Consider the following 25,574-nt stretch of genomic DNA (forward strand, 5'->3'; position numbering starts at 1 on the left):
TATATTGGTCCCCCCGTCATACTTGCAGCTCCGAAGCCGAAGTCTCCGGAGCCGCGCTATTCCTAAAAGGCGTGTAACATCATAACATATTGATTACAAAGACGGCATCGCTTGGGAAGAGAAATTAATCGTCTCCAGCATATTTAGCAGTGCACGCACCGTGTCGAGTGAAGTCATGCACACAACGCCATTCTCCACCGCTTCCCGGCGAATACGGAACCCGTCACGCTCTGGCTCCTTGCCTTTAGTAAGCGTATTGATTACAAAATGAGCTTCGCCATTGCGAATCAGATCGAGAATGTTCGGAGTTCCTTCGCTTAATTTGTTTACGGTAGTTACATGAATATCGGCAGCCTGGAGTGCGGCGGCTGTACCGCCTGTCGCCAAAATTTGATAGCCGAGGCTGGAAAATCCGCGCAGCAGCTCCACAGCTTCTTCCTTATCTTTATCCGCTACCGTAGCGATAATCGCTCCGGTGTTTGGAATTTTCATTCCGGCACCGATCAGGCCTTTATACAGCGCTTTGGCATATTGCGGATCGCGCCCCATCACTTCGCCGGTCGACTTCATCTCCGGCCCTAAGGTCGGCTCGACCCGGCGCAGCTTGGCGAAGGAAAATACCGGAACCTTGACCGATACGTGATCCGCTTCCGGCCACAAGCCGTCGGAGTATCCCAGATCCTTCAGCTTCGAGCCGAGAATGCACTGGGTAGCCAAATTGGCCATCGGAATGTTCGTTACCTTGCTCAAGAACGGCACCGTCCGTGAAGAGCGCGGGTTAACTTCAATTACATAAACTTCGTTGTTATAAATTACGAACTGAATGTTTACAAGCCCGACCGTCTTTAATTCTTTGGCAATCTTTATCGTAATCTCGGCGATTTTCTCCTTCAATTCAGCAGAGACATGCTGAGGCGGATACACTGCAATAGAGTCGCCGGAGTGGACGCCCGCTCTTTCGACATGCTCCATAATCCCCGGAATGAGCACGGTCTCGCCATCGCAAATCGCATCGACTTCAACCTCTTTCCCAAGCATGTAGCGGTCGATCAGAACCGGATGCTGCGGGTTGATGTTGACAGCCTCTTCCATATATTTTAGGAGCTCCTGATCAGAATATACAATTTCCATCGCCCGTCCGCCTAGTACGTAGGAAGGACGCACAAGAACAGGATAGCCGAGCGACTGCGCTGTACCTACCGCCTCATCTACGGAGGTGACCGTACTGCCTTTCGGCTGGGCAATATGCAGCCGGGACAAGAGAGCCTCAAATTTTTTGCGATCCTCGGCCTCGTCGATGCTCTCCAAAGAGGTACCGATAATACGAACGCCTGCAGCCTGCAGCGGTGCAGCGAGATTAATCGCCGTCTGGCCGCCAAACTGGACGATAACGCCTACCGGCTTCTCCTCTTCAATGACATTCATAACGTCCTCAAAGAACAGCGGTTCAAAATACAGCCGGTCGGATGTGTTGAAGTCCGTCGAGACGGTTTCCGGGTTATTATTAATGATGACTGCTTCATAGCCAGCCTTCTGAATCGCCCATACAGCATGAACCGTCGAGTAATCAAACTCAATCCCTTGACCGATCCGAATCGGACCGGATCCAAGCACAACAATTTTCTGTTTTTCCGTTTGTACCACTTCGTTTTCTACCTCGTAAGTAGAATAATAATAAGGAGTGGTGGCCTCGAATTCCGCCGCGCAAGTATCGACCATTTTATATACCGGACGCAGTTTGTGTTCCTTACGCAGCTGGGTTACACTATCCTCTGTTGTATGTGAGCCCGACGGCTGTCCGGCCGCCCGCAGTTCAGCAATGGCCCTATCGGTAAATCCAAGGCGCTTCGCTTCATATAATGTTTCAAAGGTTAGCGCAGACTCTGAGGCAATGTGCTTCTCGAACGCGACAAGTCTTTCGATTTTGTCCAGGAACCACCAGTCAATTTGCGTCAAATCCTGAATTTGCTGCAATTTGTAGCCGCGGCGGAAAGCTTCGGCGATCAGAAACAGCCTTTCATCGTCCGCTTGGATAAGTCGTTGATCCAACGTTTGTTGACTCAATTGTTCGACGCCTTTTAAATATAGACGATGTGTGCCGATTTCCAAGGAACGGACGGCTTTATGAATCGACTCTTCAAACGTCCGGCCAATGGCCATGACTTCGCCGGTCGCCTTCATTTGCGTTCCGAGCTTCCGGTTCGCGTGAATGAACTTATCAAACGGCCAACGCGGGATTTTGCTGACAATATAGTCGAGCGTCGGCTCGAAGCAGGCATAAGTTTGCCCTGTTACCGGGTTAACGATTTCATCGAGCGTATAACCAAGCGCAATTTTAGCTGCCATTTTGGCAATCGGATAGCCCGTTGCTTTGGAGGCCAGTGCCGAGGAACGGCTGACCCGCGGGTTCACTTCAATTACATAGTATTGAAAGCTTTGCGGGTCGAGGGCAAACTGGACGTTGCAGCCGCCCTCAATGTTCAGAGCGCGAATGATTTTAAGCGATGCGGAGCGGAGCATTTGATATTCGCGGTCCGAAAGCGTCTGGCTTGGCGCAACGACAATGCTGTCTCCGGTATGCACACCGACAGCATCAAAGTTCTCCATGTTGCATACGACAATACAGTTATCATTCGCATCGCGCATAACCTCGTATTCAATTTCTTTCATACCGGCGATCGATTTCTCGATCAGGCATTGTCCAATCGGACTATAGCGAATACCGGAAGCAACTGTCTCCTTCAGTTCTTCTTCCGTTGCGCAAATGCCTCCCCCTGTACCGCCTAGTGTATAGGCCGGTCGAACAATGACCGGATAACCGATCTCTTCCGCGAACCGCAGCGCTTCCTCAACAGTAGTAATAATTGTACTTTCTGGTACCGGCTGCTCTAGTTCACGCATCAACTCGCGGAACAGATCCCGATCCTCCGCCTTCTCGATCGAAGTAAGCTGCGTACCGAGCAGCTTGACATTCTCGCGCTCCAGTACTCCAGCGCGAGCCAGTTCGACCGCCATATTCAGGCCGGTCTGGCCGCCAAGCGTCGGCAATAGCCCATCCGGGCGCTCCTGCCGGATAATTTGCGTAACAAATTCCAGCGTGATCGGTTCGATATATACTTTATCCGCCATGTTCGTGTCAGTCATAATTGTAGCAGGGTTGCTGTTGATCAGCACGACCTCAACGCCTTCTTCCTTCAGCGCCTGGCAGGCCTGTGTTCCTGCATAGTCAAATTCGGCGGCCTGACCGATAACGATCGGGCCGGAACCGATGACGAGAATCTTTTTGAGCTCTTTATTGATAGGCATATTAAAGTTCTCCTTTCGCAATTGCCATCAGTTCAGCTTGACGAGGTTTTTGCGGATTTTGCCGCTTGTGCTCGTGAATCATATCCAGGAACTGGTCGAACAAATAGCTGTTGTCTTGAGGTCCTGGCGATGCTTCAGGATGATATTGAACCGAGAAAGCCGGATATTTCGTATGTTTGACGCCTTCAACCGTCTTATCGTTGTTGTTGATATGTGTAATTTCCAGCCCGGTGCCGGCAATCGATGATTCTGTTACGGTGTATCCGTGGTTCTGGGATGTAATATAGCAGCGCCCTGTGGCAAGGTCTTTTACCGGATGATTGCCTCCGCGGTGGCCGAATTTCAGCTTTTCCGTATCCGCTCCGCAGGCCAGGGACAGCAGCTGATGTCCAAGGCAAATGCCAAATATCGGATACTCGCCGAGCAGTTGAGAGATCGTTTCAACAGCATGGGGGACGTCCTTAGGATCGCCAGGACCATTTGACAGCTGAATGCCGTCCGGGTTAAGACGGCGGATTTCATCCGCTGTCGTGTTGTGTGGAACGATCACCACATCGCAGCCGCGCTGGTTGAGCTGGCGGAGAATACCGTTCTTGGCGCCGAAATCGATGAGCACGATCCGCTCCTTCCATCCCGGGTTATGGTATAAGTGCGCAGTAGACGTGCGGGCAACCTGATTATGCAGTTCATCCACACGGACCGAAGCCATCATTTCCGCAAGCTCTTCCACGGATTTGGCTGAGGTCGTAATAATTCCTTTCATCGTGCCTTGCTGGCGGATTTTTCTCGTCAGCATACGGGTATCGATATCTGAAATTCCAGGAACACCGTGCTCCTTAAGCAAGTCACCCAGACTGTATTGCGCGCGCCAGTTGCTCGGGACCGGCTCATAGCGGCGGACGACGCAGCCATGAATCGCAGGAACGATCGATTCAAAATCATCTCTGGAAATGCCGTAGTTGCCGATTAAAGGATAAGTCATCGTTACGATTTGTCCATAATAGGAAGGATCGGATACGACCTCCTGATAGCCGGTAACACCTGTATTAAAAACAACCTCTCCTGTCAGTTCGCCCTCTGCCCCGAAAGACTTTCCGGTAAACAATGTGCCGTCTTCCAATAACAATCTTGCCTGCATTTCCCAGCACTCCTTTATACTCGACTTTTATTTATATATATGAATGAGTACGATTTTGAAAAAAAATGAAGAAGTCTTGCAAAACCGATACGGCTTTTGTAAAGTCTAATGAAACATTGGGCTGTTATTATTTGCTGCTAATAATTGCTAGTAATAATTGCTACTATTATTTGTGTTATTACTTGCTCTTAATATTTAAGCTGCCGTTAATTCGCTTGACCTTCCGACCAAACGACCTTGCCCTTTACGATCGTCGTCACTGGCCAGCCTTTAAGTTTCCAGCCGCCAAAAGGAGTGTTGCGTCCCTTCGAAGCAAACGCAGCCGGATCGACTTCCTGCTCCTTCTCAAGATCAACGATTGTCAGGTCAGCCGGAGCACCAGGCTCCAACCGCCCCGCCGTAAGGCCGAATACCCGGGCAGGATCAGCCGTCATGCGCTCAACAAGCAGGGACAAATCCCAGCGTCCGGTTAGAACGAACTTGGTATAGAGCAGCGGAAAGGCTGTTTCAAAGCCGACAATTCCAAACGGCGCGAGGTGCATGCCCTTCGCTTTTTCCTCTTCACTATGCGGTGCATGGTCAGTGACGATCATGTCAATCGTACCGTCCTCCAGCGCTTCAATGCAGGCTTCGACATCGCGCTGGGAGCGCAGCGGAGGATTCATTTTCCAATTGGCGTCCAGTCCAGGTATATCCGTCTCGGCAAGCAGCAGGTGATGCGGGCACACTTCTGCGGTTACGCGAATGCCGATCTCTTTCGCTTGCCTAATCAAGCGGATCGACTGTTCCGTGCTGACATGGCACACATGATAGTGAACCCCTGTCGCTTCTGCCAGCAAAATGTCCCGGCCGACGTGAATCGCTTCGGACTCATTCGGAATTCCTTTCAGCCCGTGGCGCTTGGCGAATTCCCCCTCATTGACCGGAGCGCCCTCCACGAGCGAGTTGTCCTCACAGTGAGCGATAATCGGCATGCCGAGCGAATGGGCGAGCGCCATAGCATCCTTCATCATTTGCGCACTTTGCACGCCTACACCGTCATCCGTGAACCCGATCGCCCCAGCTTCTTTCAGAGCGGCAAAATCAGTCAGTTCCCGTCCAAGCTCGCTCTTCGTAATCGCCGCGTAAGGCAGGACGTTAACGAGTCCCGCTTCTGCGGCTTTGTTCTTCACCAGCCCGATCGTTTCCGGCGTATCGATAACCGGACGGGTATTGGGCATACAGGCTATCGTCGTGAAGCCCCCCTTAGCCGCCGATCTTGAGCCCGTCTCGATCGTCTCTTTATGCTCATACCCCGGCTCGCGCAAATGAACGTGCATATCGATAAAACCCGGTGTGACCAGCTTGCCTCCGGCGTCGACCGCCTGGTACGCACCAGCTTGGCCCGCGGTTTCACTCCCGGCATCTGCCACCTTTTCGATCACTCCGTCATGGATATAAATATCCTTCAGCTGCAATTGACCATTTCCGTCCAATACATTGGCATTTGTAATCTTGAGTAGCATAACTTACCTCCGCTCATTGAATTGCTGTATCAGGTTATCTGTTCAAAGCAATCTGCTTTAATCAAGTCTCTTCTACCTTTGCTCTGATTCATCTGGGTAGCGAGATTACTGTTTCATCGCCCGCTCCATAACCGCCATCCGGATTGGAACTCCGTTCTCCATCTGTTTGAAAATCCGGGACTGATGATGTTCAACTACGCTGTCGTCGATCTCCACGTTCCGGTTCACCGGTGCGGGATGCATAATAATGACATGCGGCGACAGCTTACGCACCCGTTCCTCCGTCATTCCGTAACGCAGCCGATATTCCTCGGCCGAGTTCATAATTCCCTCCGCATGCCGCTCCAGCTGAACCCGCAGCATCATGACCACATCGCTGGACATCGCTTCATCTATAGACACGTAAGGGGCATGGCGCTCCAAATCCGGTGCTTTCATCGTATCCGGCGCGCAAAACTTCACTTCCGCGCCCAGCTTTTGCAATGCCCACAAATTCGAACGGGCTACCCGGCTGTGCTTGATATCACCGATAATGGACACCTTTAAACCCTTTATCTCACCGAAATGCTTCTTCATCGTGTACAAATCGAGCAGCGCTTGCGTCGGATGCTCATTGTTGCCGTCTCCTGCATTCACAAGCGGAATCGACACTTTCTCCGCCAATTCCTCCAGCAGTCCGATCGGCTTGAGCCGGATGACTCCTGCATCGATGCCCATCGATTCCAGCGTACGGACCGTATCATAAATCGATTCGCCTTTTTCTACGCTCGAGGAAGCTGCCGAGAAGTTGAGCACTTCCGCACCTAGCCGTTTCTCCGCCATTTCGAAGGAAAAGCGCGTGCGCGTGCTATTTTCAAAAAACATGTTAGAGATGAACCGGTCTTTCAAAATCGGAGTGACTTTCTCCTTCTTCTCTTCCCAGTAAGCGGCGCGGTCCAGAATCCAATTAATTTCTGCACTGCTCAGATGCTTCAGGCCCAGCAAGCTGCGTTCTTTCAATGAGGAAGCTGTCATCGTCATATCAGTTCTCCTCCCGGTCGTGCATGATCCGAACCATATCGCTACCGTCGATTTCCTGTAAAAGCACTTCGATCTCTTCCGACTTGGAGGTAGGAACGTTTTTGCCAATATAATCGGGGCGGATCGGAAGCTCCCGGTGTCCCCGGTCAGCGAGTACCGCAAGCTGAATGCTCTCCGGACGCCCGCAGTCCATAATCGCGTCCATCGCTGCGCGGATCGTGCGGCCCGTATAAAGAACATCATCGAACAAAATCACTTTTTTGCCGTGAACCGGCAGCTTAAAGCCATTATCGTTTGCCACCTCAGCGGTCTTGTTGCGGTCATCCCGGTAGAAGGTTACATCAAGCTCTCCCCATGGGATGCTAGCCCCTTCAATTTCTTCCAGCCGTTCTGCCAGCCGCTGCGCCAGAAATACGCCTCTCGTCTTGATCCCGGCAAGAACACATCCTTCAATTCCCTTGTTTCGCTCCAAAATTTCATGCGCAATTCTTGTAAGCGCCCGCCGAATCGCAGTCTCATCCATAATGACACGTGTTTCAATGCTCATCTCTTTTAGCCTCCTAAGGACGATTAATTCACCTGGTTCCGTGATAGCGCACAAAAAACTCCTTGCCTGATTCAGGCAAGGAGTCGTTAGCCACAGTAATTGACCATGACTATTTTGCGGGTATCCGGTCGGATAACCCCGCAAAAAAGCGCAGGTCTCCCCAAATAACCCATTCACGTTACCTTGCCAGCCTCACGGGACTGATTTAAAGGTGCTATTGATTTAAGAGAATTATGACAGAAAGCACCTGGACTGTCAAGAAGGCGACCTAGTAAAAAATAGGCATTATTTTTTTGGAATTGAGCGATCATTTAAGTTTCCACAAATAGGAATTATGAAGGATATTAATAATTATACAATTAAACTTATATTTATACAATAATTTTTTTCTTAATATTTTGCCCTGTATCACGCATTCATACCTTAATGGCACATCGCAAAGCGTCGCTTGAATTCTGGATAATTCGTATTATTGTTTATACTTTATACCGCCCCCCTTCTCTTTAACAAAACAAAAAACACCTTACTGGAACCGGGTTCGTTTATACGAATATCCGGGTCAGCAGGTGCTTATTAGAGCTGATCATTTTACTATATAACATTAGTCAAAAACTCAAGCTGCCGCTTTAACGACTCCGCAAGGAAAGCAGCAAATCCTCCATATCCGAAGGAATCGGAGCCGTAAATTCCTTGTATTCCCCTGTGCTCGGGTGAACGAAACCAAGAACGGCTGCATGGAGCGCTTGTCCGTTAAATTTTATACCTTTGCTTCGCCCGTACATTGGATCGCCTACCAGCGGATGACCGATAAACTTCATATGTACGCGAATTTGATGCGTCCTTCCGGTCTCCAGCTTCAATTCAAGCAGCGTATAGTCCCCAAATCGCTCCACCACGTGAAAATGCGTAACCGCATGCTTGCTGTTCCGGTCGATGACGGTGTACATTTTGCGATCATGAGGATCGCGTCCGATCGGCGCATCCACCGTACCTTGATCATGGCTGAGATTGCCATGAACGAGTGCTAAATATTTTCGGGTCACGGAGTGCTCCTTCAACTGAGCCGCTAGCGAAGCATGAGCCTTGTCATTTTTGGCGGCCATAAGAAGTCCTGAGGTATCCTTGTCGATCCGGTGGACAATGCCGGGGCGAAGCTCTCCGTTAATGCCGGATAAATCCTGGCAATTAGCCATCAGCGCATTAACGAGCGTCCCTGAACTATGCCCCGGCGCAGGATGAACAACCATTCCCCGCGGCTTGTTTACAACGATGACGTCACGGTCCTCGAAATAAATATCAAGGGGAATATCCTCAGCTGCAATCTCCACCGATTCCGCTTCGGGTATTATCAATGTGACGCGATCGCCTTCAGCCACCTTGTAGTTGGCTTTTACCGCTAAACCGTTAACCTCGATATGTCCATCGTCAATCCAAATCTGAATTTGGCTGCGTGAAGTATCATCGTCAAGCAAAGTTTTTACATATTTGTCGATCCGCTGCTTGGCTGCTTCATCATCTACCAGCCATTGCCGCATATTGACTTCCGCGTTTTCGTAAAATGTATGCTCACTCATGCTTAATCCTCTCGCTCCATAGCGGTATCGCCTAAAGCTTTCTTCTCACGGCGCACATCGAGAAATGAATCCAGAACAATGAGCCCGAACCCTATAACGATGCAGGAATCGGCTACATTAAAAATCGGGAACGTATAGCTGCCGAAATTAAACTGCAGAAAATCGACAACCTCTCCGGTCAACAAACGGTCGATGAAATTCCCAAACGTTCCTCCAAGAACTAGTGACAAGGCAATCGGCAGCAATTTATTGGGCAAGCGTTTAACTTTTTGCAAATACCACACGATTCCGATAACGACAATAATCGTAAATACGATAAAAAACCAGCGCTGGTCTTCCAAAATTCCAAAAGCCGCACCACGATTTCGATGCGAAGTAATCAGGAAAAAATTGCCTATTACAGGAACTTGTTCACCTATGGTCATTTGTGTTGCTATTAAATACTTCGTTCCCTGATCAATAAGGAAAATAATCAATGCAATTAAAAAATAAATCATGCGGCAAGTCACCTCGTTTTTCATTTCCACCCGTTTTAAAGTTACAACGGCAGGATTAACCACATGTAAGCCTTGTTTATTGTAGCACAGCAGGAATTGAGTCGTCCATGAGCGATAGTATTTTCCTTAGGTAAATCGTCGTACTTTGACGCAAAATAGGGCTATGGCAAACGACCTAAGCGATCCCCTGCCGAAAGGAGACTTATTATGCCTCATCTTACCAAACAACAAATTGCAGAGCTGGAAGCAATGCTGCGCTCTGAACAAAAGTCCATCCAGACCAAGCTGTCCGCCAACGATCACTATGGGCTCAACTACGATCTTAGGGACAATACAAGCGAACTGAGTTCAATCGATAATCATCCAGCCGACATCGGTTCAGAGCTTTTTGAACGCGGCAAGGACCGGGCTCTGACCGAACATGACGAGCTGCATCTTACCCGCATTGATGGTGCGCTCGACCGGATAGCCGAGGGGACCTACGGCAGCTGTATTTCCTGCGGAAAGCCGATACCGCTCGAACGGCTGCAGGCAATCCCGGAAACTGCTTACTGCAAGGAACACAGCCCCCAACAGGTCGTATCGAGAAACCGGCCGATCGAGGAGGAGTTTTTGGCCCCGCCGTTCGGGCGTACCAGTCTGGACGAACTGGACCACGAGACTGAATTCGACGGGGAAGATGCCTGGCAAATTGTCGAGAGCTATGGCACTTCGAATTCCCCGGCCATGGCCGAAGAGGACGAGATCGATGATTACAACGACATGGAAATCGAGTCAAGCAATGAACTCGACGGCTTCGTTGAGCCCTATGAGAGCTTCATCGCCACAGACATCTACGGTCAGAATGTATTCTTTTACCGAAATGGGCAATACCGCAAGCACATGAGCGCCACCGAATATTTGGAAAGCGAGGATTCGCTTGGCGGCGGGCCAAACACGTACTAAATACAAATCCTTCGGTATTTAGTACATCTTATATATACGGTAAACGAAGACGTCCATGCCTACAATCCAGATATTAACAACAATATTGATTATAGTATGGAACAGCATTAATACGTATTCAGCTCCAGTTGGCGCTGTACGATTCTGACAATATCGGCAATATAATCTCCGATGATCGGGAGATTCAGTGCCCCAAGAATTTGCAGGATATAAATAATGGTTGCCGCAAAAAAAGTAAAACCGATGGCGATGCCTATGCCTCTTGCGGTTCCGCCCAAAACGTTGCGCCAGATCAGACTCCAAGGGCTCTGCAGCAGCTCCGTATATTCCCTGATTCGAGCTTCCTCGAGCAGCTGTGATCCCTTAAACGTTAAATGGTAAATAGCGTTCATTTTTTCCTCCTGTGTTTCAGGAGCGCTAATCGTTTTCGGAAACGCACTCTTTATTTTCACATTGCCTGCTTTCGGTCTGTGATGAATCATCCGGCTATCCCATCCTTTACTAAGGCAGCACCTGCATGCTTTATTGAACACAAACGAGCTAGGCTTCCTCCATTGCGAGGAAAACCAGAGCTCGTTTGTGCTTGGGTTTTAATATTATGACCGTCAATCGCAGCCGCCATTCAGCAAGGCACACGCCATCGTTAAAATAACTTCACTAGGAAGTGGATTAGGGTGCCAGCAAGATCACAACAAGATTAGGAGTAGATTAGGAAACGATCCGGATTCCTATCTTCTTCGTTCCCAAATCAGCGATTTCGAACTCTCCATCCGCCGCAGCAAACACCACGTCAGTAACGAGTACGTTATCGCGCAGCACTTGCTCGAATGCCGTAATGGCTTCTTTCAGCTCGTCATCTACATCAAGCGTCAGTTGTACTCTTTGCTCAATCGGCAGATCCAGCTTTTTTCGAGTATCCTGAACAGCGCGAACAACTTCACGAACCCAGCCTTCCTGCTCCAGTTCTGGTGTTATATCCGTATTAAGCGCCACCGTAATTCCATAGCCGGATGCGGAAGCAAATCCGGGCTTCGCCTGCTTGTCAATCAGCAGCTCATCAGCCGTAATTTGCAGCTCTTCACCTGCAGGCGAAGTGACATGGATTTCCCCGCCCTCTACCGCACGGCGCGTCTCCTCCGGAGCCAGCCCTTTCAAATAGCCTTGCAGGAAGCCGACGTTTTTACCATATTTTTTTCCGGCCACCTTCAAATTCAGCTTCAGCGTGAAATCGACAAACCCGCTGTCACTCGTCTCCAGCTCGATCTCCTTCACGTTAATTTCATCCTTGATGATGCCTTCATATTCATGAACCGCAAAATCCCGGTCCATAGAAACGATAAGGCCCTTCAGCGGCTGGCGGGTTTTTATTCCCGTCTCATTCCGCACATTACGGGCTAACTCAACGATTTGACGAGCGCTCTCCATATCGTTTTCCAGCGCCTTGTCGATAAGCGCTTCATCAGCCTTCGGATAGTCCGCCAAATGCACGCTCTCCCCGCCGCCGAGGTTTGTATAAATATCCTCCGACAATAGCGGTGTATATGGCGCCATCAGCTTGGACAGCGTCAGCAGCACAGCGGTCAGCGTCTGATATGCTGACAATTTGTCCTCGCCAAGGCCGCTTCCCCAGAAGCGATCGCGCGAACGGCGGATGTACCAGTTGCTAAGCTCGTCGATGAATCCTTCTATCGCTTTGGCCGGATTGAGGAAGTCATTCACCGCCAGTCCTTTATCCACAACCAGGATGAGGCTGTTGAGCCGCGATAAAATCCAGCGATCCAGCTTGCTGCTGGATGGACGGTAGGCGTGCTCTTCCGGTTTGTAACCGTCAATTGTCGCATACAACGTCAGGAAGGAATGCGTATTGACTAACGTATCGATCACTTTGGATTTCGCTTCAGCCACAATTCCTTTGGAGAAGCGTTTGCTGTTCCATGGGGCGCTGTCAGATAGCAATGCCCAGCGGAAAGCATCCGCTCCGTATTCATTAATAATATCCCACGGATCAATAACGTTGCCCTTTGATTTGGACATCTTCTGTCCATTCTCATCCAAAATATGCCCCGTCGAAATAACCGCTTTATATGGGGCCTTGCCGTTATACAGCGTAGATACGGCAAGCAGACTGTAGAACCAGCCCCGCGTCTGGTCGATTCCTTCACAGATCATATCGGCCGGATATTGCTCTTCAAATATATTTTTATCCCCGAATGGATAATGATATTGAGCAAATGGCATCGACCCGCTGTCAAACCAAACGTCAATCACTTCCGATGTGCGCTCCATAACACCACCCTCGCAATGCGGGCAATGCAGCTTCACTTCATCGACATACGGTTTGTGCAGTTCGAGGTCCTCAGATACATGACCAATCGCATGCTCGCGCAGGTCTTTATGGCTGGAAGGGGCGTATTCGCCTTTACAGGATTCACACACCCAAACATTAAGCGGCGTTCCCCAGTAACGGTTGCGGCTGATGTTCCAGTCGACCAGCTCCTCCAGAAACTTGCCAAAGCGTCCCTCCCGGATATGTCCCGGGTACCATTGTACGCTGTTGTTATTCGCGATAAGCTGATCCTTGACAGCCGTCGTCTGGATAAACCAGCTTTCCATCGCATAGTACAACAGCGGGGATTTACAACGCCAGCAGAACGGATAGCTGTGCTCGTATTTTTCTTTGGAATATAGAAGGCCGCGCTCAGACAGCCATTTCACAATATCCAAGTCGCAATCCTTGACAAAACGCCCGGCAAAATCCGTTACCTCTTCCGTATAGCGGCCTTGCGTATTTACTACGCTGACAAACTGCACGCCATTCTCACGGCATACCCGGTAATCGTCCTCACCATGAGCGGGCGCCATATGCACGATCCCTGTCCCGCTAGCATCGGTAACGAACCCGGCACCGAGAACGACCAGTCCATTCTCCGGTGAAACATAGCCGAACGGCGGAGTATAGGATTTGCCTACAAGTTCTGCTCCTTTAAATGTGGACAGTACTTCAAAATCACCTTTTAGCACGTCATCAGCCAAATTTTTAGCCACGATATATACGCCGTCTTCCTGCTTGGCACGCACGTACTCCAATTCAGGATTAACCGCGAGCGCCACATGCGCGGGCAGCGTCCACGGCGTCGTCGTCCAGGCCAGAACATACTCGCCGCTGTCCTTCAGCTTGAATTTTGCCGTAGCGCTCAAATCCTTCACATCTTCGTAGCCTTGGGCCACCTCATGAGAGCTGAGCGTCGTTTGACAGCAAGGGCAATAGGGGCTGACACGATGGCCGCGATACAGCAAGCCTTTGCTGTGAATAGTGGATAAAATATTCCATACACTTTCGATATACGTATTTTCCAGTGTAATGTACGGGTTGTCGAGATCTGTCCAGTAAGCGATCCCTTCCGTCAACTCGCGCCATTGTTTTTCGTATTCAAACACACTGTCCTTACATTTCTTAACGAATTTCTCGACGCCATAGTTCTCGATTTCCTGTTTGCCGGAAATGCCAAGCTGCTTCTCTACGCCAAGCTCAACGGGCAAGCCATGCGTGTCCCAGCCTGCTTTGCGAACGACACGAAAGCCGTTCATCGTCTGGTAACGCCCGATAAAATCTTTAATGACCCTGCCGAGCACGTGCCCGATATGCGGGGCTCCATTCGCCGTAGGGGGGCCTTCATAGAACACATAGTTCGGGCGGCCCGCCCGATTTTCCATACTGCGCTTGAACGTGTTCTCCTGCTTCCATTTATTTAAAATGCGGAGATCACGCGCGCGCGCTTGTTCCTTCACATCCACTTTTTTCATTTACTGCGACTTCCTTTCGGTCATAATCTTTATTCACTGCGCTACATTCAATTTGAGCCATCAATTTCATGCGAAGCCTTCAAAATGCTGGCCTTTGTACCTCCAATCGGCCCCGGACAACAAAAAAAGCCCCGCCCCAAAAGGGACGAGACTTATGCTCGCGTTACCACCCTTGTTCCATGCCCCTTGTACCCAAAAATGAGCTGTACCCGGTACCCGGCATGACACTCTGATCCCATACGCTTCATATGGGGCCGGTGTAACGGCCGGCGGCCGGATAAACTTACGCTTTCAGAAAGAAATTTCAGCTTATCTTCTCCGGGACGATATTCCGACTGTGTTCTGAACATTGGCTCGCAGCAATTCACCAACTCTCTGAGAACAGAATCACAGCGTACTGGTTCCCATCATCAAATTCATATGCATGTGTAATATGCTTATAGTTATATCTTATAATGGTCTGCTCTGTCAACAGGGCAGCCGCTTAGTAAATTTCTTTAATTTCACGTTCATTGTCCAAATGACGATCCGCATGACGGTCGCGGTCTTCAAGTGATTCCCAACCGTCCTGGCTCAATAAATCAAGCTGCGCCTCAACGAGCGTCCGGAACCGGGCGCGGTAAATGGAGGCCTGCTTCTTCAGCTCCTCGACTTCCAACGCTATTTTGCGCGATTTAGCCAACGATTCGTTTACGATGCGATCCGCGTTCTTCTCCGCTTCCTTCACGATGAGCTGGGCTTCCTTCTTTGCGTTGTTCCTTACTTCGTCCGCCGCCTCCTGCGCCACGATAATCGTCTTGCTCAGCGTTTCTTCAATATTTGCAAAATGATCCAGCTTCTCTTGCACAACCAGTATCTGGTTATGAAGCTCCTTGTTCTCCCGGATCACGATTTCATAATCTTTAATGACCTGATCAAGAAATTCATTTACTTCGTCTTCGTCGTAACCGCGAATACGTCTGGAAAACTCTTTATTATGTATATCCAGCGGTGTTAATGGCATGCTGCGCACCTCCTAGAAAATTCGAAGCCTCCCTACAGGGAAGCATGTACAGTACAAGTTGTTGTTAAATTCGACAGGAATCCGCGAACTCCTGCAAAGCGTTCACACAAATTTACCGATTCGGACACGATGTCTGCCCTTTTTAGTCATGCCGTCCGTCTCCAACACCTTGAATCTGCCAAATCCTTGGAGCGCTACAACATCACCGGCCCTCAACAGTTTGGACGGATCCTCCTCGTTCTTCCAGTTCACCCGGCAGCGACCCGCCCGGATTGGAATAACAATTTTACTGCGGCTTAAACGGAACACATCGCTTGCTATTCCGTCCAAACGTAAAGAAGCCACCGTTATATCCAGCGGCTCAAGCGCAGCGCTAGCCGTTCTTAACGCATCGAGCTCAACAATTTCGGTTAAGACGCCGACTCGGTGCACTTGACGAAGGTTCACATCCAAAAAGGCGGATATCTCCTCTGTCACCACAACGTGGCACCCGTCCTCGTGAACGTGAATATCGCCGATCTTGTCCCGTTTCAGTCCTAAACCAAGAATTGCTCCCAAATAATCGCCATGCTGAAGCGAAATAAACTTCTGGTCACTGGATGTGATGCTGAGTACTTTCATTCCCATAGGCTCTGCGGCGATATCCCGATAATCAGGAGCAATCAGGGCGCGCCGCCGCTCGGCTTCCGGAGATCCCCCGTCCAGGCGGAGAGCAACATCCGGATGACGATTGGCCAGGCTTTCAACAATTTGACCCTGCCGAGGGTCAAGGAAATCACTTAGCTTCACTTCATGGTAAGTCGCTGCGTTTACCACCCACTCCCAGGCACGATCAACGAACGGCCGCTCTTCCGGAAGAAAGTGTTCATAAATATTCTCTCGCATAAATGACCTACCTGAACACGAAGTCCAGCACGCCCAGCAAGCCGTATACGGCCAAGCGAAGCACAAAAATAGCGACGATCGGCGATATGTCGATCATACCCATAATCGGAGGAATGAAACGGCGGAACGGCGCTAAATACGGTTCAACCAATTTTCCCAGCAACTCTCCGACAAAGCTCTCACGGACATTCGGCACCCAGGACATCAATATATAAATTAAAATCATGAAAAAATAAACCTGATGAAGCATTAAAATTATTTGCGCGATATTATTTCCCAAGCTGCCTTCACCTCATTCTGTTGTATTCATTATCTTCGGTCAATATTTCGGTAATCGCGCCTTGAATTTCCACTGTATCCGGTGTACATAGAAAAATGTTGCCGCCGATTTTGGAAATACTGCCGCTAAGCGCATAGATCGTACCGCTTAAAAAATCAATAATGCGCATCGCCTGATCGTTGCGCACGCGCTGTAAATTTACGACAACCGACCGGTGCGAACGCAAATGGTCAGCGATTTCCTGCGCCTCATCATAAGAACGAGGTTCATAGAGAATGACTTTCACGTTCTTCTGGGAATGAATGCTGACTACATTGTTTATCTTTTGATTTCTGCGCGATTCAAAGCTGGGTGCTTCGAAGTCCGCTTCCTCTTGTCCGGGCATCTTCTCCCGTTCGACGATTTCTTCCTCTTCCTGAAGGCCAAGAAAATTCATAAACCGATTCATTACTCCCATTACGTCTCCTCCCCTTTCCCTACTAATATTGTGCCTAATCGTATCCATGTCGCCCCTTCTTCGATCGCGACTTCAAAGTCGCCGGACATTCCCATCGACAGCTCTGTTAACGGCTCCTGTGAAATTTGCTGAGCATTCAGCTGATCCCGCAGCTCCCGAAGCCGGCGGAACACCGGGCGCGTTAGCTCTGGGTCCTCCTCGATCGGTGCCATTGTCATCAGCCCGATCACTTTCACATGGGACAACGCTGCGACTTCCTTCAGAAATTGAGCTGCCTCTTCCGGACGGATTCCCTGCTTGGACGACTCTCCCGATACATTCACCTGCAAAAAGACACTTACAGTTATCCCTAGTGCTGCGGCCCTCTTCTCCAGCTCTTTAGCGAGCGAAAGACGGTCGAGCGAATGAATATATTGAAATTTACCAATGACATCCTTGACTTTGTTGGTCTGCAAAGAACCGATAAAATGCCATATGCCCCGTCCGCCGAGCGCCTCCCATTTCGGCACCGCCCGCTGCGGGCGATTTTCTCCAATGTGCGCTATGCCTTCATCCAACAACAAGCCTGTTGTCTCCAGGCTCACATATTTCGTCACCGCGACGACTTTTACGTCGTCCCGCTGGCGTCCGCTTCGTTCACAAGCGGCCAGGACACGGTGCTCTACTTGCTGTATCCGTTCTTTAAGTGACAAAGAAAGGATCACCTCTCTTTCAATCCAATCCAGCTTGCCATCCTTCCGGTTATACCGCTTTGCTTGCGGTATGAGAAAAACTTATCAGGATGACAGCTTGTACACCATGTTGTACATTCGATATGAGTCGGCAATATTCCTGCTTTTATCATAATGATTCGATTCAATTCTTTCAAGTTCAGCATCCATCTTCCAGGATGAACAGACTTAGAGACATACGCGCTCATGTCCTCGTCGCCCGACAAGCCTTGCTTCACTTTAGAGATTACCGCTTCATCGACTTCATAGCAGCATTGTCCGATAGACGGACCGATAGCCGCAAGGAGATTCGCTCTGTGGCTGCCGTACTCCCGCTCCAGCGTCTGGATGACCGCCAAGGCAATATTGCCTACTGTTCCTTTCCAGCCTGCATGAGCAAGGCCTACCGCCCCTTGTACGGGGTCCATAAAGTAAAGCGGAACACAGTCCGCGTAAAAAGACGTCAACAGCACGCCAGGGACATTCGTTACGAGTCCGTCCGTATGTTGAAACGCGCTCTCCCTGTCAAGGTAGCCCTTCCCTATGTCAGCCTGTGTTACAACAGCAACGTTCGTTCCATGCACCTGCTCGCCGCAGGTCCAGGTCTCGGGTCTAAAGCCAACCGCTGCGGCCAGGAGACGGCGATTCTCCAGCACATCCGCAGGGGCATCTCCGACATGATAAGCCAAATTCAGCGTTTCATAGGGGACTTGCCCCACTCCCCCATTTCGGCCGCTAAAGCCTGCACGAAGTCCGGGCAGCGCATCACACCAGCTTTCCAAAACAAAGGTTTCCGGCAAAGTTTCCCGCTGCCCGGAAAACTCTTCTATAGGCTTCCAAATAAACGGTTCCATCATCCACCTCTTCAGCACTTCAATTCCTGTAATCCTATCTTTCTAATAACATTCGAATAAGTTAAATGACCCCACGCGATATTCAAACAACTACTTTTAGTTTACCATAAGGAAGACTGCTTTTCGAAGGAGATCTCCTTCATGCCGTAGTCATGCCGTAGTCGGCCCGCAGTCAGCCGCATTCAACTGCAGGAGTCAATTCCGGCGATCGGTTCTCCCGTCACGATCGATATATACAGTCGTCTCAACCTGCTGGACACCGCTTTGCGCCAAGCCGTCCATTTTAACCAGCACTACATCCGAACCGATTTTCACAATGTTTTTCCATGGAATAATTAAATCGCTGCCCCCGCCGAACAATCCCATGAACTTGCTGTTTACTGGCACAACGATCGCCTCAATGAGCCCCTGACGCAAATCGAGCTCAAGGTCGCTTATATGTCCAAGCCGTTTGCCGTCTACAACGTTAATGACATCCTTCGCCTGAAAATCGGAGATTTTCATGTTCGCTCCTCCTAACATTAGCCCACATTCAAATTCTATATATGTTGAACAATTGATATGGATGTAGGGCAAGTGTCGACCAGCCTAATAATTTTATATATATGATGATCAACTCCAAAACATTAAAGAACTTATCCTGCAAAGCAGCATACAATTAAAAAAGGTTCCCGAAGGAACCTTTGCTTTAAGACTTAACATGCTTTTGCATTTGTAAGATTGCCGACTTCTCCAGCCTTGACACCTGCGCCTGAGATATGCCGATTTCATCGGCAACCTCCATCTGCGTTTTGCCTTCAAAGAAGCGCATGGACAGGATCATTTTTTCGCGGCGGTTTAAGCGCTGCATCGCCTCCCGCAAAGCGATTTCCTCAATCCACGTCACATCCTTATTTTTATCATCGCTAATTTGATCCATCACATAAATAGGATCTCCTCCGTCATGATAAATCGGTTCAAACAAAGAGACGGGATCCTGAATCGCGTCGAGGGCAAAAACGACATCTTCCTTCGGTAAACCGAGCGCTTCGGAAATTTCGAAGATGGTTGGCTCGCGCGAGTTCAGATTGGTTAACGTATCGCGCATTTGCAGTGCTTTATAGGCTATATCGCGAAGACTGCGGGATACCCGGATAGGATTGTTGTCCCGCAAATATCGCCTGATTTCACCGATAATCATGGGCACGGCATAGGTGGAAAATTTAACATTTTGCGATAAATCGAAATTATCGATCGCTTTCATGAGTCCGATGCAGCCGACCTGAAATAAATCGTCTACAAACTCCCCCCGATTGTTGAATCGCTGGATGACACTCAGCACTAGCCTAAGGTTGCCATTCACTAACTTTTCTCTGGCTGATCTTACGTTGTCCTGCTGCAGGGAACGGAACAACTCACGCATTTCCACATTGGTTAGAACGGGCAATTTTGCAGTGTCCACACCGCAAATCTCGACTTTGTTTCGGGTCATCGTGTCTTTACCTCCCAAGGAGAAACTTAATGATCATTATCTCCCCGGGCTGTATTTTTATTCCTGAATTTCCTCGGAAATCGTTTCTGAATTCATAAGGACTTAGACCATCTTATTGAATTCCTTACGGAGTCTTTTAATAATTCTTTTCTCCAGCCTTGATATATAGGACTGAGAAATTCCAAGCAGGTCCGCCACGTCCTTCTGCGTCTTCTCATCGCCATCGACAAGGCCGAATCTCAGCTCCATAATCATCCTTTCCCGCTCGCTCAGCTTGTCAAGCGCCTTATGAAGAAGCTTACGGTCAACCTGCTCTTCAATATTGCGATAGATTGTGTCGTTCTCCGTTCCGAGCACATCGGACAGAAGCAATTCATTTCCATCCCAATCAATGTTCAACGGCTCATCAAAGGACACTTCCGTACGGATTTTACTGTTGCGCCGTAAATACATCAGGATTTCATTTTCAATACAGCGTGATGCGTACGTTGCCAGCTTAATCTTTTTGTCCGGATCAAACGTGTTGACGGCCTTGATCAGCCCAATGGCACCGATCGACACGAGATCCTCGATGTTAATGCCCGTATTCTCGAATTTGCGGGCGATGTAAACGACAAGACGCAAATTCCGCTCAATAAGCATAGCCCGTATGGCCGAATCTCCCGTAGGCAGGCGCTGCAGCAAATATTCTTCTTCCTCTCTCGTTAAGGGAGGAGGGAGCGCCTCACTGCCGCCTATGTAGTAGATTTCCTCACTCTTAAGCCCGAATAGGAACAACAGCCGGTAATACTGCAACTGCAACATTAACTTCCATCTTACACGCATCTCTCTTCCTCCTATATTACGATCCTGGTGTACTTATAGACGCCCCTTCCTGATTGTCAGCAAAGGGAGCCGCAGCCATTCCCGAAGGTGATAATCCCGTCCCTTCTTCCATTCCTTCCATCAGCACAGGATGAATAATGGCACGATAAGTTTTCTCGCTAGACAGCTGCCCGCCGTCCAAGCCGATCAGCACCTTGGTCGTGACCACTTTTTGACCATCCCTAACAACACATACCTCATCCGGCTTCAAGGCGAGCATAAATTGGGAGCCTTTGTTGATCCCACGGTAAGGAACGAGCCGCAACCGGTCTCTCCATGGGAACGACTCATCATCCGCCCAATCCATAATGAGGTTGTCCGCTTGCTCCGCAGCCAGTCTGACGGTCAAAGATTCCGGCAACACTTGCTTCCACAAAGTGGCTTCCATAACCATAACCGGCCATCTCGTCAGCGGATCCTTCAACTGGTTTCCGGTATCGACTAGTCCTGTGCACTTTACTGCGATTTCCCCGATCCGCACCTGAACTTCTGCCAAACAGCTGTCTGTGCGCTCCAAGGCGCGACGCGAGGATACGACCATTTTGAACCAAATAAGTATAATGAAAAAAACAACAACCGTGAAAATAGAACCGATTTCGAGCGAGAAGCCGAGACCTCCGGAAGCCGAGTACCATATACCGCTCCACACTTCTCCGGAATTTTGCCGCAAATAATGAATACCCAGAATACCGCCAGCAGCTGCGAAGTTAACCATGTAGAATGCTCCCATATTCCGCAAATAGTTTTGCAGACTAACATATCCGAACGCAATCCAGAGCATCACAACAGAAAATAAAAACTTCACGACGAATGTAAACAGAAAAGACAGCTCGGGGAGGAACATCATGATGACATACGCCGCCCCAACTGCAGCCGAGACAGCGATTCGCCATACGATGACGCGCTGCTTTCTGATCCAGGCTGTCACCAGCAGTAAGCTCGCATCGATCAGCAGGTTCATTAAAAAGATGAGATCGATATAGACGACCACTATGCTTCACCTGCCCAGCTCCTTAAATCTTCTTCAGCTATACTAGAGAACTTGTTGTGACGAGGAGTTGCTATCAGTATAATGAGATACGTCTGTAAAGTCTGTCTAAAATTGAGTGAAGAATTAGTACTATTTTTGTCGAGCAATGCAAAAAACCTCTGCTCCATAGCAATGGAACAGAGGTTTAGATTTTGGGGAGATTTGGTCAAACTTATTCGTTATTGTTGCGAGAACGATTGCGGAGGAATGTTGGGATATCCAGCTGGTCACCGCTCGGCTGATTCCCGAAAGGTCTTAAAGCGGAAGCGGAACGGCTATCTTGGGAATCGGCTGCCCCTGTTCCTGTCCCTGGCTTACGAATCGAAGCTGCGGAATAGGATTTATGTTCGAACCCGGTAGCAATGACCGTCACTTTAATCTCTTCCTTCAAATTCTCATCGATAATCGCACCGAAGATCATATTCACTTCCGGATCAGAAGCAGAAATAACAATCTCGGCCGCTTCATTCACTTCATACAGGGACAGATTTGATCCGCCTGTAATGTTCATTATAACACCGCGTGCTCCCTCGATGGAAGTTTCAAGCAGCGGACTCATAATAGCTTTACGCGCCGCTTCTGCTGCGCGGTTCTCGCCTGTTGCTTCGCCAATCCCCATCAAAGCGGAGCCGCGCTCCGTCATAATGGTCTTCACGTCGGCAAAGTCAAGATTGATAAGGCCCGGAACTTGAATCAGATCGGAAATGCCTTGAACGGCCTGACGCAGTACATTGTCGGCTTCGCGGAATGCTTCCAGCATCGGCGTCTTCTTATCTACGATTTCAAGAAGGCGGTCGTTCGGAATAACGATTAATGTATCCACCTTCTCCTTCAGAGCCTCGATGCCCAGCTCGGCATGGGAGGAACGCTTGCGGCCTTCAAATGTGAATGGACGCGTAACAACCCCCACAGTCAATGCTCCGCATTCTTTGGCAATTTCCGCAATGACCGGGGCTGCCCCCGTACCGGTGCCGCCTCCCATCCCGGCTGTGACAAATACCATGTCTGCGCCCTTCAGCGTATTGGCAATCAAATCGCGCGACTCTTCAGCCGCCTTCTTCCCTACGTCCGGGTTGGCTCCCGCTCCAAGTCCCCGCGTCAATTTATCCCCAATTTGCAGCTTATGCTCGGACTTGGCTAAATGCAAAGCTTGAGCATCGGTATTCACCGTAATGAATTCGACGCCCAGCACTCCGTTCTCGATCATTCTGTTCACAGCGTTACTGCCCCCACCGCCAACACCAATGACTTTTATTTGAGCCAAACTCTCCATTTCAAAATCAAATTCCAACATACTCTTCCATCTCCCCCTCATTGTGCATGGATGGCCCGTCCATCTTCAAGTTATATGAATTCACTGAATAAGTTCTTAAGACGTTCCATAATCCCTGGTTTGCCTGAGCTTTCCTGGGTACTTACCGGCTTATTCCGATTAGCTGGCTTCTTAGCACTGTTACCGGCATTTCGGACGCGGATATTTTTGATGACTTTGTACAATATGCCGACGCCTCCCGTATAACCGGGATCACGGACACCAATATAATCCGGTACAGCAACCCGCACGGAAGCGGCCAGTTCCTCCTGTGCAACCTTGAGAAGTCCCGGCATCGATACGGTTCCTCCCGTAAGTATATAACCTCCGGGCAACTCATTGTAACCGAGCCGTTTTACTTCCTGCCGAATCATTTGAAATATTTCCTGCACCCGAGGCTCGGCAATAGCCGCCAAATCCTCCTGGGTAAATTCCTTCTCCACATTGCTTCCAATTCTCGTCACCTTAAAAGTGACATCTCCCGCCGAATCCTCGATAGAGGCGCAGCCGTATTTAAGCTTTACCTTCTCAGCTTGATCGGTCAGAGTACGAAGGCCATAAGCAATGTCATTCGTTATAAATTCTCCCCCTATCGGTAACGTAGATGTCGCAATAATTGCGCCGCTTTCGAACACTGCGATTGTGGTCGATCCTGCGCCGATATCCACCAGCACGGAGCCCATCGTCTTCTCATCCTTGGATAAGGCAAGCTGACCCGCTCCTAATGACAGCAATACCAGGTCCCTTACTCTAAGTCCAGACTTCTCAACGCATCGAAGCAAATTATGTATTGCCGTCTTAGCGCCTGTAACAATCGTTGCCTCGACTTCCAAGCGGACTCCGATCATGCCGCGGGGATCTTGAATTCCTTCAAGGCCATCCACCACGTATTGCTTAGCAACCACATCGATAATTTCCCGCTCCGGAGGCAGTGCGATAACTTCCGCTGCCTTCAATACCCGGTCGATATCCTCTTCACCGATTTCACGGTCTTCATTTTGTACGGCTACAACCCCGTGGCTCGTCTGGAGTCCAATATGATTTCCCGAAATGCCGACATATACTTCCGATATTTGAATTCCTACCATCCGCTCCGCATGTTCGACTGCACTGCGGATCGATTGAACGGTTTGGTCAATATCTACAATCGCACCTTTGCGAATTCCTTCCGAGTCGGCAGATCCAACCCCAATAATATTAAAGGTTCCATTACTAATTTCCCCAATAATAGCACGAACTTTGGATGTACCGATGTCCAAACTAACAATGATGTCATTGTTGCTCAAGCTCTGGCACCTCCTATTTCCCATTCAAAATTATAAATACGAATTTAAAAATGCACTCTCTACATATTCTCCGCCGTTTGACCTTTCCCTCTTTTTTCTACAATATTTTTGAATTCCATCTTTTGCATAAAAATAGGATAAAGGTAACGATAGAATAGGTTAACGGGCACGAGGCACAAATAACTTACCCCGTAAAAAAACTGCAAAAAAAAGCAGGTGGAAAAACTAGCCCATAAAATGTATTTTAACATTGTTTTTCACTCGTGAGTAGTATCATTTTGCTCATCCTGTGGTACATAAGGCACATATGAATCTACCTCCAGCATCGTGAGCATTCCCGGATCCTGGGACTGAAGAATGGAATTCATATATTCCAGCTTCCTCGAAAGCAAGGAAATCGCCGTCACCACTTCGAATTTGGAGCCTGTATACATTTTTACCCGGTCTGGATAGGACAGGGTAGGTGAAGGTACTATTTCTGATATATCGGAAGTCAAGTCTTCCGGCATTTGCGCCAGTACCTCACACAGCTTGGCCAAATTTGGATCATCCGTCTTCCATCCGGTCAAAATCGGCTTTGCGATCGGCATCGTTCCGGGACTCAGGCTAATTTTCGTACCGTTGGCCAGCAAGCCCTTCACCCCATCATCCACGGTCAGCTCATAAGCTGCCAGCGGAAATTCCTTAATCCGGATTGTAATGCTTCCGGGAAAAGCCTTGTGCACCTCCGCTTCCTCAATGGACGGCACTTTCGTCATCCGCTTACTGATCTTCTCCGAGCTTGTTCCAAAAAAGGGAGCGCCAATGTTCAACCCGCTAATTTGCAAGAGCTCTTCGTCTGTCGTATATGTGTTGCCATCAAACGCAATGCTGGAAATTTTACTTAACGAGGAACGAAAAAAAAGTACGGCAAACAACGTCAGAAACAATAAAATTAATATGCCTACAATTTTTCCATTCGTTTTCTTCTTCGGTTTCGGCTGCTTCAACACCGGCACTTTGGCTTTTGACATAACATTTCTCCGGACATTATTGTAGTATACAAAGCCTTTATCCCCTCCGCCGGAGGGGATATTGATCAAGGCT

Annotated in this window: 23 protein-coding genes and 1 other annotated feature; of the genes, 1 reads left to right on the forward strand and 22 read right to left on the reverse strand. The window is 49.2% G+C overall.

Translation table 11 applies throughout. From position 1 onward, the window contains the following. Window positions 1-93 precede the first annotated feature (93 nt). From carB to lspA, 7 genes are all read right to left on the reverse strand, one after another. Window positions 94-3,306: a carbamoyl-phosphate synthase large subunit gene (gene carB / locus G358_RS0105540; protein WP_019636207.1), complete on the reverse strand. Its 3,213-nt coding sequence runs from the start codon at window positions 3,304-3,306 to the stop codon at window positions 94-96. Window position 3,307: 1 nt separating this feature from the next. After that, window positions 3,308-4,444: a glutamine-hydrolyzing carbamoyl-phosphate synthase small subunit gene (carA, locus tag G358_RS0105545; protein ID WP_019636208.1), complete on the reverse strand. Its 1,137-nt coding sequence runs from the start codon at window positions 4,442-4,444 to the stop codon at window positions 3,308-3,310. Window positions 4,445-4,650: 206 nt separating this feature from the next. Next, the gene (locus tag G358_RS0105550) at window positions 4,651-5,949 is read right to left on the reverse strand and encodes a dihydroorotase (protein WP_019636209.1); all 1,299 of its coding nucleotides are present in this window, start codon (window positions 5,947-5,949) and stop codon (window positions 4,651-4,653) included. 105 nt (window positions 5,950-6,054) lie between these two features. Continuing rightward, window positions 6,055-6,969: an aspartate carbamoyltransferase catalytic subunit gene (locus G358_RS0105555; RefSeq protein WP_019636210.1), complete on the reverse strand. Its 915-nt coding sequence runs from the start codon at window positions 6,967-6,969 to the stop codon at window positions 6,055-6,057. Between the two features lies 1 nt (window position 6,970). Beyond that, window positions 6,971-7,516: a bifunctional pyr operon transcriptional regulator/uracil phosphoribosyltransferase PyrR gene (pyrR, locus tag G358_RS0105560; RefSeq protein WP_019636211.1), complete on the reverse strand. Its 546-nt coding sequence runs from the start codon at window positions 7,514-7,516 to the stop codon at window positions 6,971-6,973. A gap of 626 nt (window positions 7,517-8,142) precedes the next feature. Beyond that, on the reverse strand, window positions 8,143-9,051 hold the full coding sequence (locus tag G358_RS0105565; RefSeq protein ID WP_240479953.1) for an RluA family pseudouridine synthase: 909 nt from the start codon (window positions 9,049-9,051) through the stop codon (window positions 8,143-8,145). 41 nt (window positions 9,052-9,092) lie between these two features. Beyond that, the gene (gene lspA, locus G358_RS0105570; protein ID WP_019636213.1) at window positions 9,093-9,587 is read right to left on the reverse strand and encodes a signal peptidase II; all 495 of its coding nucleotides are present in this window, start codon (window positions 9,585-9,587) and stop codon (window positions 9,093-9,095) included. Window positions 9,588-9,794: 207 nt separating this feature from the next. Between lspA and G358_RS0105575 the strand changes: the two genes are divergently transcribed. Next, window positions 9,795-10,532: a TraR/DksA C4-type zinc finger protein gene (locus G358_RS0105575; protein ID WP_019636214.1), complete on the forward strand. Its 738-nt coding sequence runs from the start codon at window positions 9,795-9,797 to the stop codon at window positions 10,530-10,532. Window positions 10,533-10,639: 107 nt separating this feature from the next. Here G358_RS0105575 and G358_RS0105580 read toward each other — a convergent pair whose 3' ends face one another. The 15 genes from G358_RS0105580 to G358_RS0105655 form a co-directional block, all read right to left on the reverse strand. Next, window positions 10,640-11,014: a DUF5665 domain-containing protein gene (locus G358_RS0105580; RefSeq protein WP_019636215.1), complete on the reverse strand. Its 375-nt coding sequence runs from the start codon at window positions 11,012-11,014 to the stop codon at window positions 10,640-10,642. 226 nt (window positions 11,015-11,240) lie between these two features. Continuing rightward, window positions 11,241-14,336, reverse strand: a complete 3,096-nt coding sequence (ileS, locus tag G358_RS0105585) for an isoleucine--tRNA ligase (RefSeq protein ID WP_019636216.1) — start codon at window positions 14,334-14,336, stop codon at window positions 11,241-11,243. 138 nt (window positions 14,337-14,474) lie between these two features. Beyond that, window positions 14,475-14,756 (reverse strand) — a binding site (T-box leader). A gap of 64 nt (window positions 14,757-14,820) precedes the next feature. Beyond that, a complete protein-coding gene (locus tag G358_RS0105590) occupies window positions 14,821-15,339 on the reverse strand; it encodes a DivIVA domain-containing protein (protein ID WP_019636217.1) in 519 nt (172 codons plus the stop codon). Between the two features lie 102 nt (window positions 15,340-15,441). After that, window positions 15,442-16,224 carry a YlmH family RNA-binding protein gene (locus tag G358_RS0105595; protein ID WP_019636218.1) on the reverse strand — a complete coding sequence of 261 codons (783 nt, stop codon included), beginning with the start codon at window positions 16,222-16,224 and terminating at the stop codon, window positions 15,442-15,444. Window positions 16,225-16,231: 7 nt separating this feature from the next. Further along, on the reverse strand, window positions 16,232-16,504 hold the full coding sequence (locus G358_RS0105600) for a YggT family protein (RefSeq protein WP_019636219.1): 273 nt from the start codon (window positions 16,502-16,504) through the stop codon (window positions 16,232-16,234). Window positions 16,505-16,511: 7 nt separating this feature from the next. After that, a complete protein-coding gene (locus tag G358_RS0105605) occupies window positions 16,512-16,961 on the reverse strand; it encodes a cell division protein SepF (RefSeq protein WP_019636220.1) in 450 nt (149 codons plus the stop codon). Further along, window positions 16,961-17,653 (reverse strand): YggS family pyridoxal phosphate-dependent enzyme, encoded by a 693-nt coding sequence (locus G358_RS0105610; RefSeq protein WP_019636221.1) that lies wholly within the window; start codon window positions 17,651-17,653, stop codon window positions 16,961-16,963. Before G358_RS0105610 ends, G358_RS0105605 begins: the two co-directional genes overlap by 1 nt. A gap of 8 nt (window positions 17,654-17,661) precedes the next feature. Further along, window positions 17,662-18,525, reverse strand: coding sequence for a peptidoglycan editing factor PgeF (gene pgeF / locus G358_RS0105615; protein WP_019636222.1), 864 nt, complete (start codon window positions 18,523-18,525; stop codon window positions 17,662-17,664). 195 nt (window positions 18,526-18,720) lie between these two features. Further along, a complete protein-coding gene (locus tag G358_RS0105620; protein WP_019636223.1) occupies window positions 18,721-19,029 on the reverse strand; it encodes a YlmC/YmxH family sporulation protein in 309 nt (102 codons plus the stop codon). Window positions 19,030-19,213: 184 nt separating this feature from the next. Next, window positions 19,214-19,996 carry an RNA polymerase sporulation sigma factor SigG gene (sigG, locus tag G358_RS0105625; protein ID WP_019636224.1) on the reverse strand — a complete coding sequence of 261 codons (783 nt, stop codon included), beginning with the start codon at window positions 19,994-19,996 and terminating at the stop codon, window positions 19,214-19,216. Between the two features lie 102 nt (window positions 19,997-20,098). Then, window positions 20,099-20,821 carry an RNA polymerase sporulation sigma factor SigE gene (gene sigE / locus G358_RS0105630; RefSeq protein ID WP_019636225.1) on the reverse strand — a complete coding sequence of 241 codons (723 nt, stop codon included), beginning with the start codon at window positions 20,819-20,821 and terminating at the stop codon, window positions 20,099-20,101. A gap of 16 nt (window positions 20,822-20,837) precedes the next feature. Continuing rightward, window positions 20,838-21,851, reverse strand: coding sequence for a sigma-E processing peptidase SpoIIGA (spoIIGA, locus tag G358_RS0105635; RefSeq protein WP_019636226.1), 1,014 nt, complete (start codon window positions 21,849-21,851; stop codon window positions 20,838-20,840). Window positions 21,852-22,062: 211 nt separating this feature from the next. Further along, window positions 22,063-23,184 carry a cell division protein FtsZ gene (gene ftsZ, locus G358_RS0105640; protein ID WP_019636227.1) on the reverse strand — a complete coding sequence of 374 codons (1,122 nt, stop codon included), beginning with the start codon at window positions 23,182-23,184 and terminating at the stop codon, window positions 22,063-22,065. A gap of 50 nt (window positions 23,185-23,234) precedes the next feature. Next, window positions 23,235-24,488: a cell division protein FtsA gene (gene ftsA / locus G358_RS0105645; RefSeq protein ID WP_019636228.1), complete on the reverse strand. Its 1,254-nt coding sequence runs from the start codon at window positions 24,486-24,488 to the stop codon at window positions 23,235-23,237. A 257-nt stretch (window positions 24,489-24,745) separates the two neighbouring features. Beyond that, window positions 24,746-25,501 (reverse strand): cell division protein FtsQ/DivIB, encoded by a 756-nt coding sequence (locus G358_RS0105655; protein ID WP_019636229.1) that lies wholly within the window; start codon window positions 25,499-25,501, stop codon window positions 24,746-24,748. Window positions 25,502-25,574: the final 73 nt, after the last annotated feature.

It is taken from the genome of Paenibacillus fonticola DSM 21315, assembly GCF_000381905.1.
Lineage (GTDB): Bacteria > Bacillota > Bacilli > Paenibacillales > Paenibacillaceae > Fontibacillus > Fontibacillus fonticola.

Bases quoted from the DNA above. Each gene is read 5' to 3' on its own strand.
- carB (WP_019636207.1), bottom strand. From the start codon at position 3,306: ATGCCTATCAATAAAGAGCTCAAAAAGATTCTCGTCATCGGTTCCGGC.
- carA (WP_019636208.1), bottom strand. From the start codon at position 4,444: ATGCAGGCAAGATTGTTATTGGAAGACGGCACATTGTTTACCGGAAAG.
- G358_RS0105550 (WP_019636209.1), bottom strand. From the start codon at position 5,949: ATGCTACTCAAGATTACAAATGCCAATGTATTGGACGGAAATGGTCAA.
- G358_RS0105555 (WP_019636210.1), bottom strand. From the start codon at position 6,969: ATGACGATGACAGCTTCCTCATTGAAAGAACGCAGCTTGCTGGGCCTG.
- pyrR (WP_019636211.1), bottom strand. From the start codon at position 7,516: ATGAGCATTGAAACACGTGTCATTATGGATGAGACTGCGATTCGGCGG.
- G358_RS0105565 (WP_240479953.1), bottom strand. From the start codon at position 9,051: ATGCGGCAATGGCTGGTAGATGATGAAGCAGCCAAGCAGCGGATCGAC.
- lspA (WP_019636213.1), bottom strand. From the start codon at position 9,587: ATGATTTATTTTTTAATTGCATTGATTATTTTCCTTATTGATCAGGGA.
- G358_RS0105575 (WP_019636214.1), top strand. From the start codon at position 9,795: ATGCCTCATCTTACCAAACAACAAATTGCAGAGCTGGAAGCAATGCTG.
- G358_RS0105580 (WP_019636215.1), bottom strand. From the start codon at position 11,014: ATGATTCATCACAGACCGAAAGCAGGCAATGTGAAAATAAAGAGTGCG.
- ileS (WP_019636216.1), bottom strand. From the start codon at position 14,336: ATGAAAAAAGTGGATGTGAAGGAACAAGCGCGCGCGCGTGATCTCCGC.
- G358_RS0105590 (WP_019636217.1), bottom strand. From the start codon at position 15,339: ATGCCATTAACACCGCTGGATATACATAATAAAGAGTTTTCCAGACGT.
- G358_RS0105595 (WP_019636218.1), bottom strand. From the start codon at position 16,224: ATGCGAGAGAATATTTATGAACACTTTCTTCCGGAAGAGCGGCCGTTC.
- G358_RS0105605 (WP_019636220.1), bottom strand. From the start codon at position 16,961: ATGGGAGTAATGAATCGGTTTATGAATTTTCTTGGCCTTCAGGAAGAG.
- pgeF (WP_019636222.1), bottom strand. From the start codon at position 18,525: ATGGAACCGTTTATTTGGAAGCCTATAGAAGAGTTTTCCGGGCAGCGG.
- G358_RS0105620 (WP_019636223.1), bottom strand. From the start codon at position 19,029: ATGAAAATCTCCGATTTTCAGGCGAAGGATGTCATTAACGTTGTAGAC.
- sigG (WP_019636224.1), bottom strand. From the start codon at position 19,996: ATGACCCGAAACAAAGTCGAGATTTGCGGTGTGGACACTGCAAAATTG.
- sigE (WP_019636225.1), bottom strand. From the start codon at position 20,821: ATGCGTGTAAGATGGAAGTTAATGTTGCAGTTGCAGTATTACCGGCTG.
- ftsZ (WP_019636227.1), bottom strand. From the start codon at position 23,184: ATGTTGGAATTTGATTTTGAAATGGAGAGTTTGGCTCAAATAAAAGTC.
- G358_RS0105655 (WP_019636229.1), bottom strand. From the start codon at position 25,501: ATGTCAAAAGCCAAAGTGCCGGTGTTGAAGCAGCCGAAACCGAAGAAG.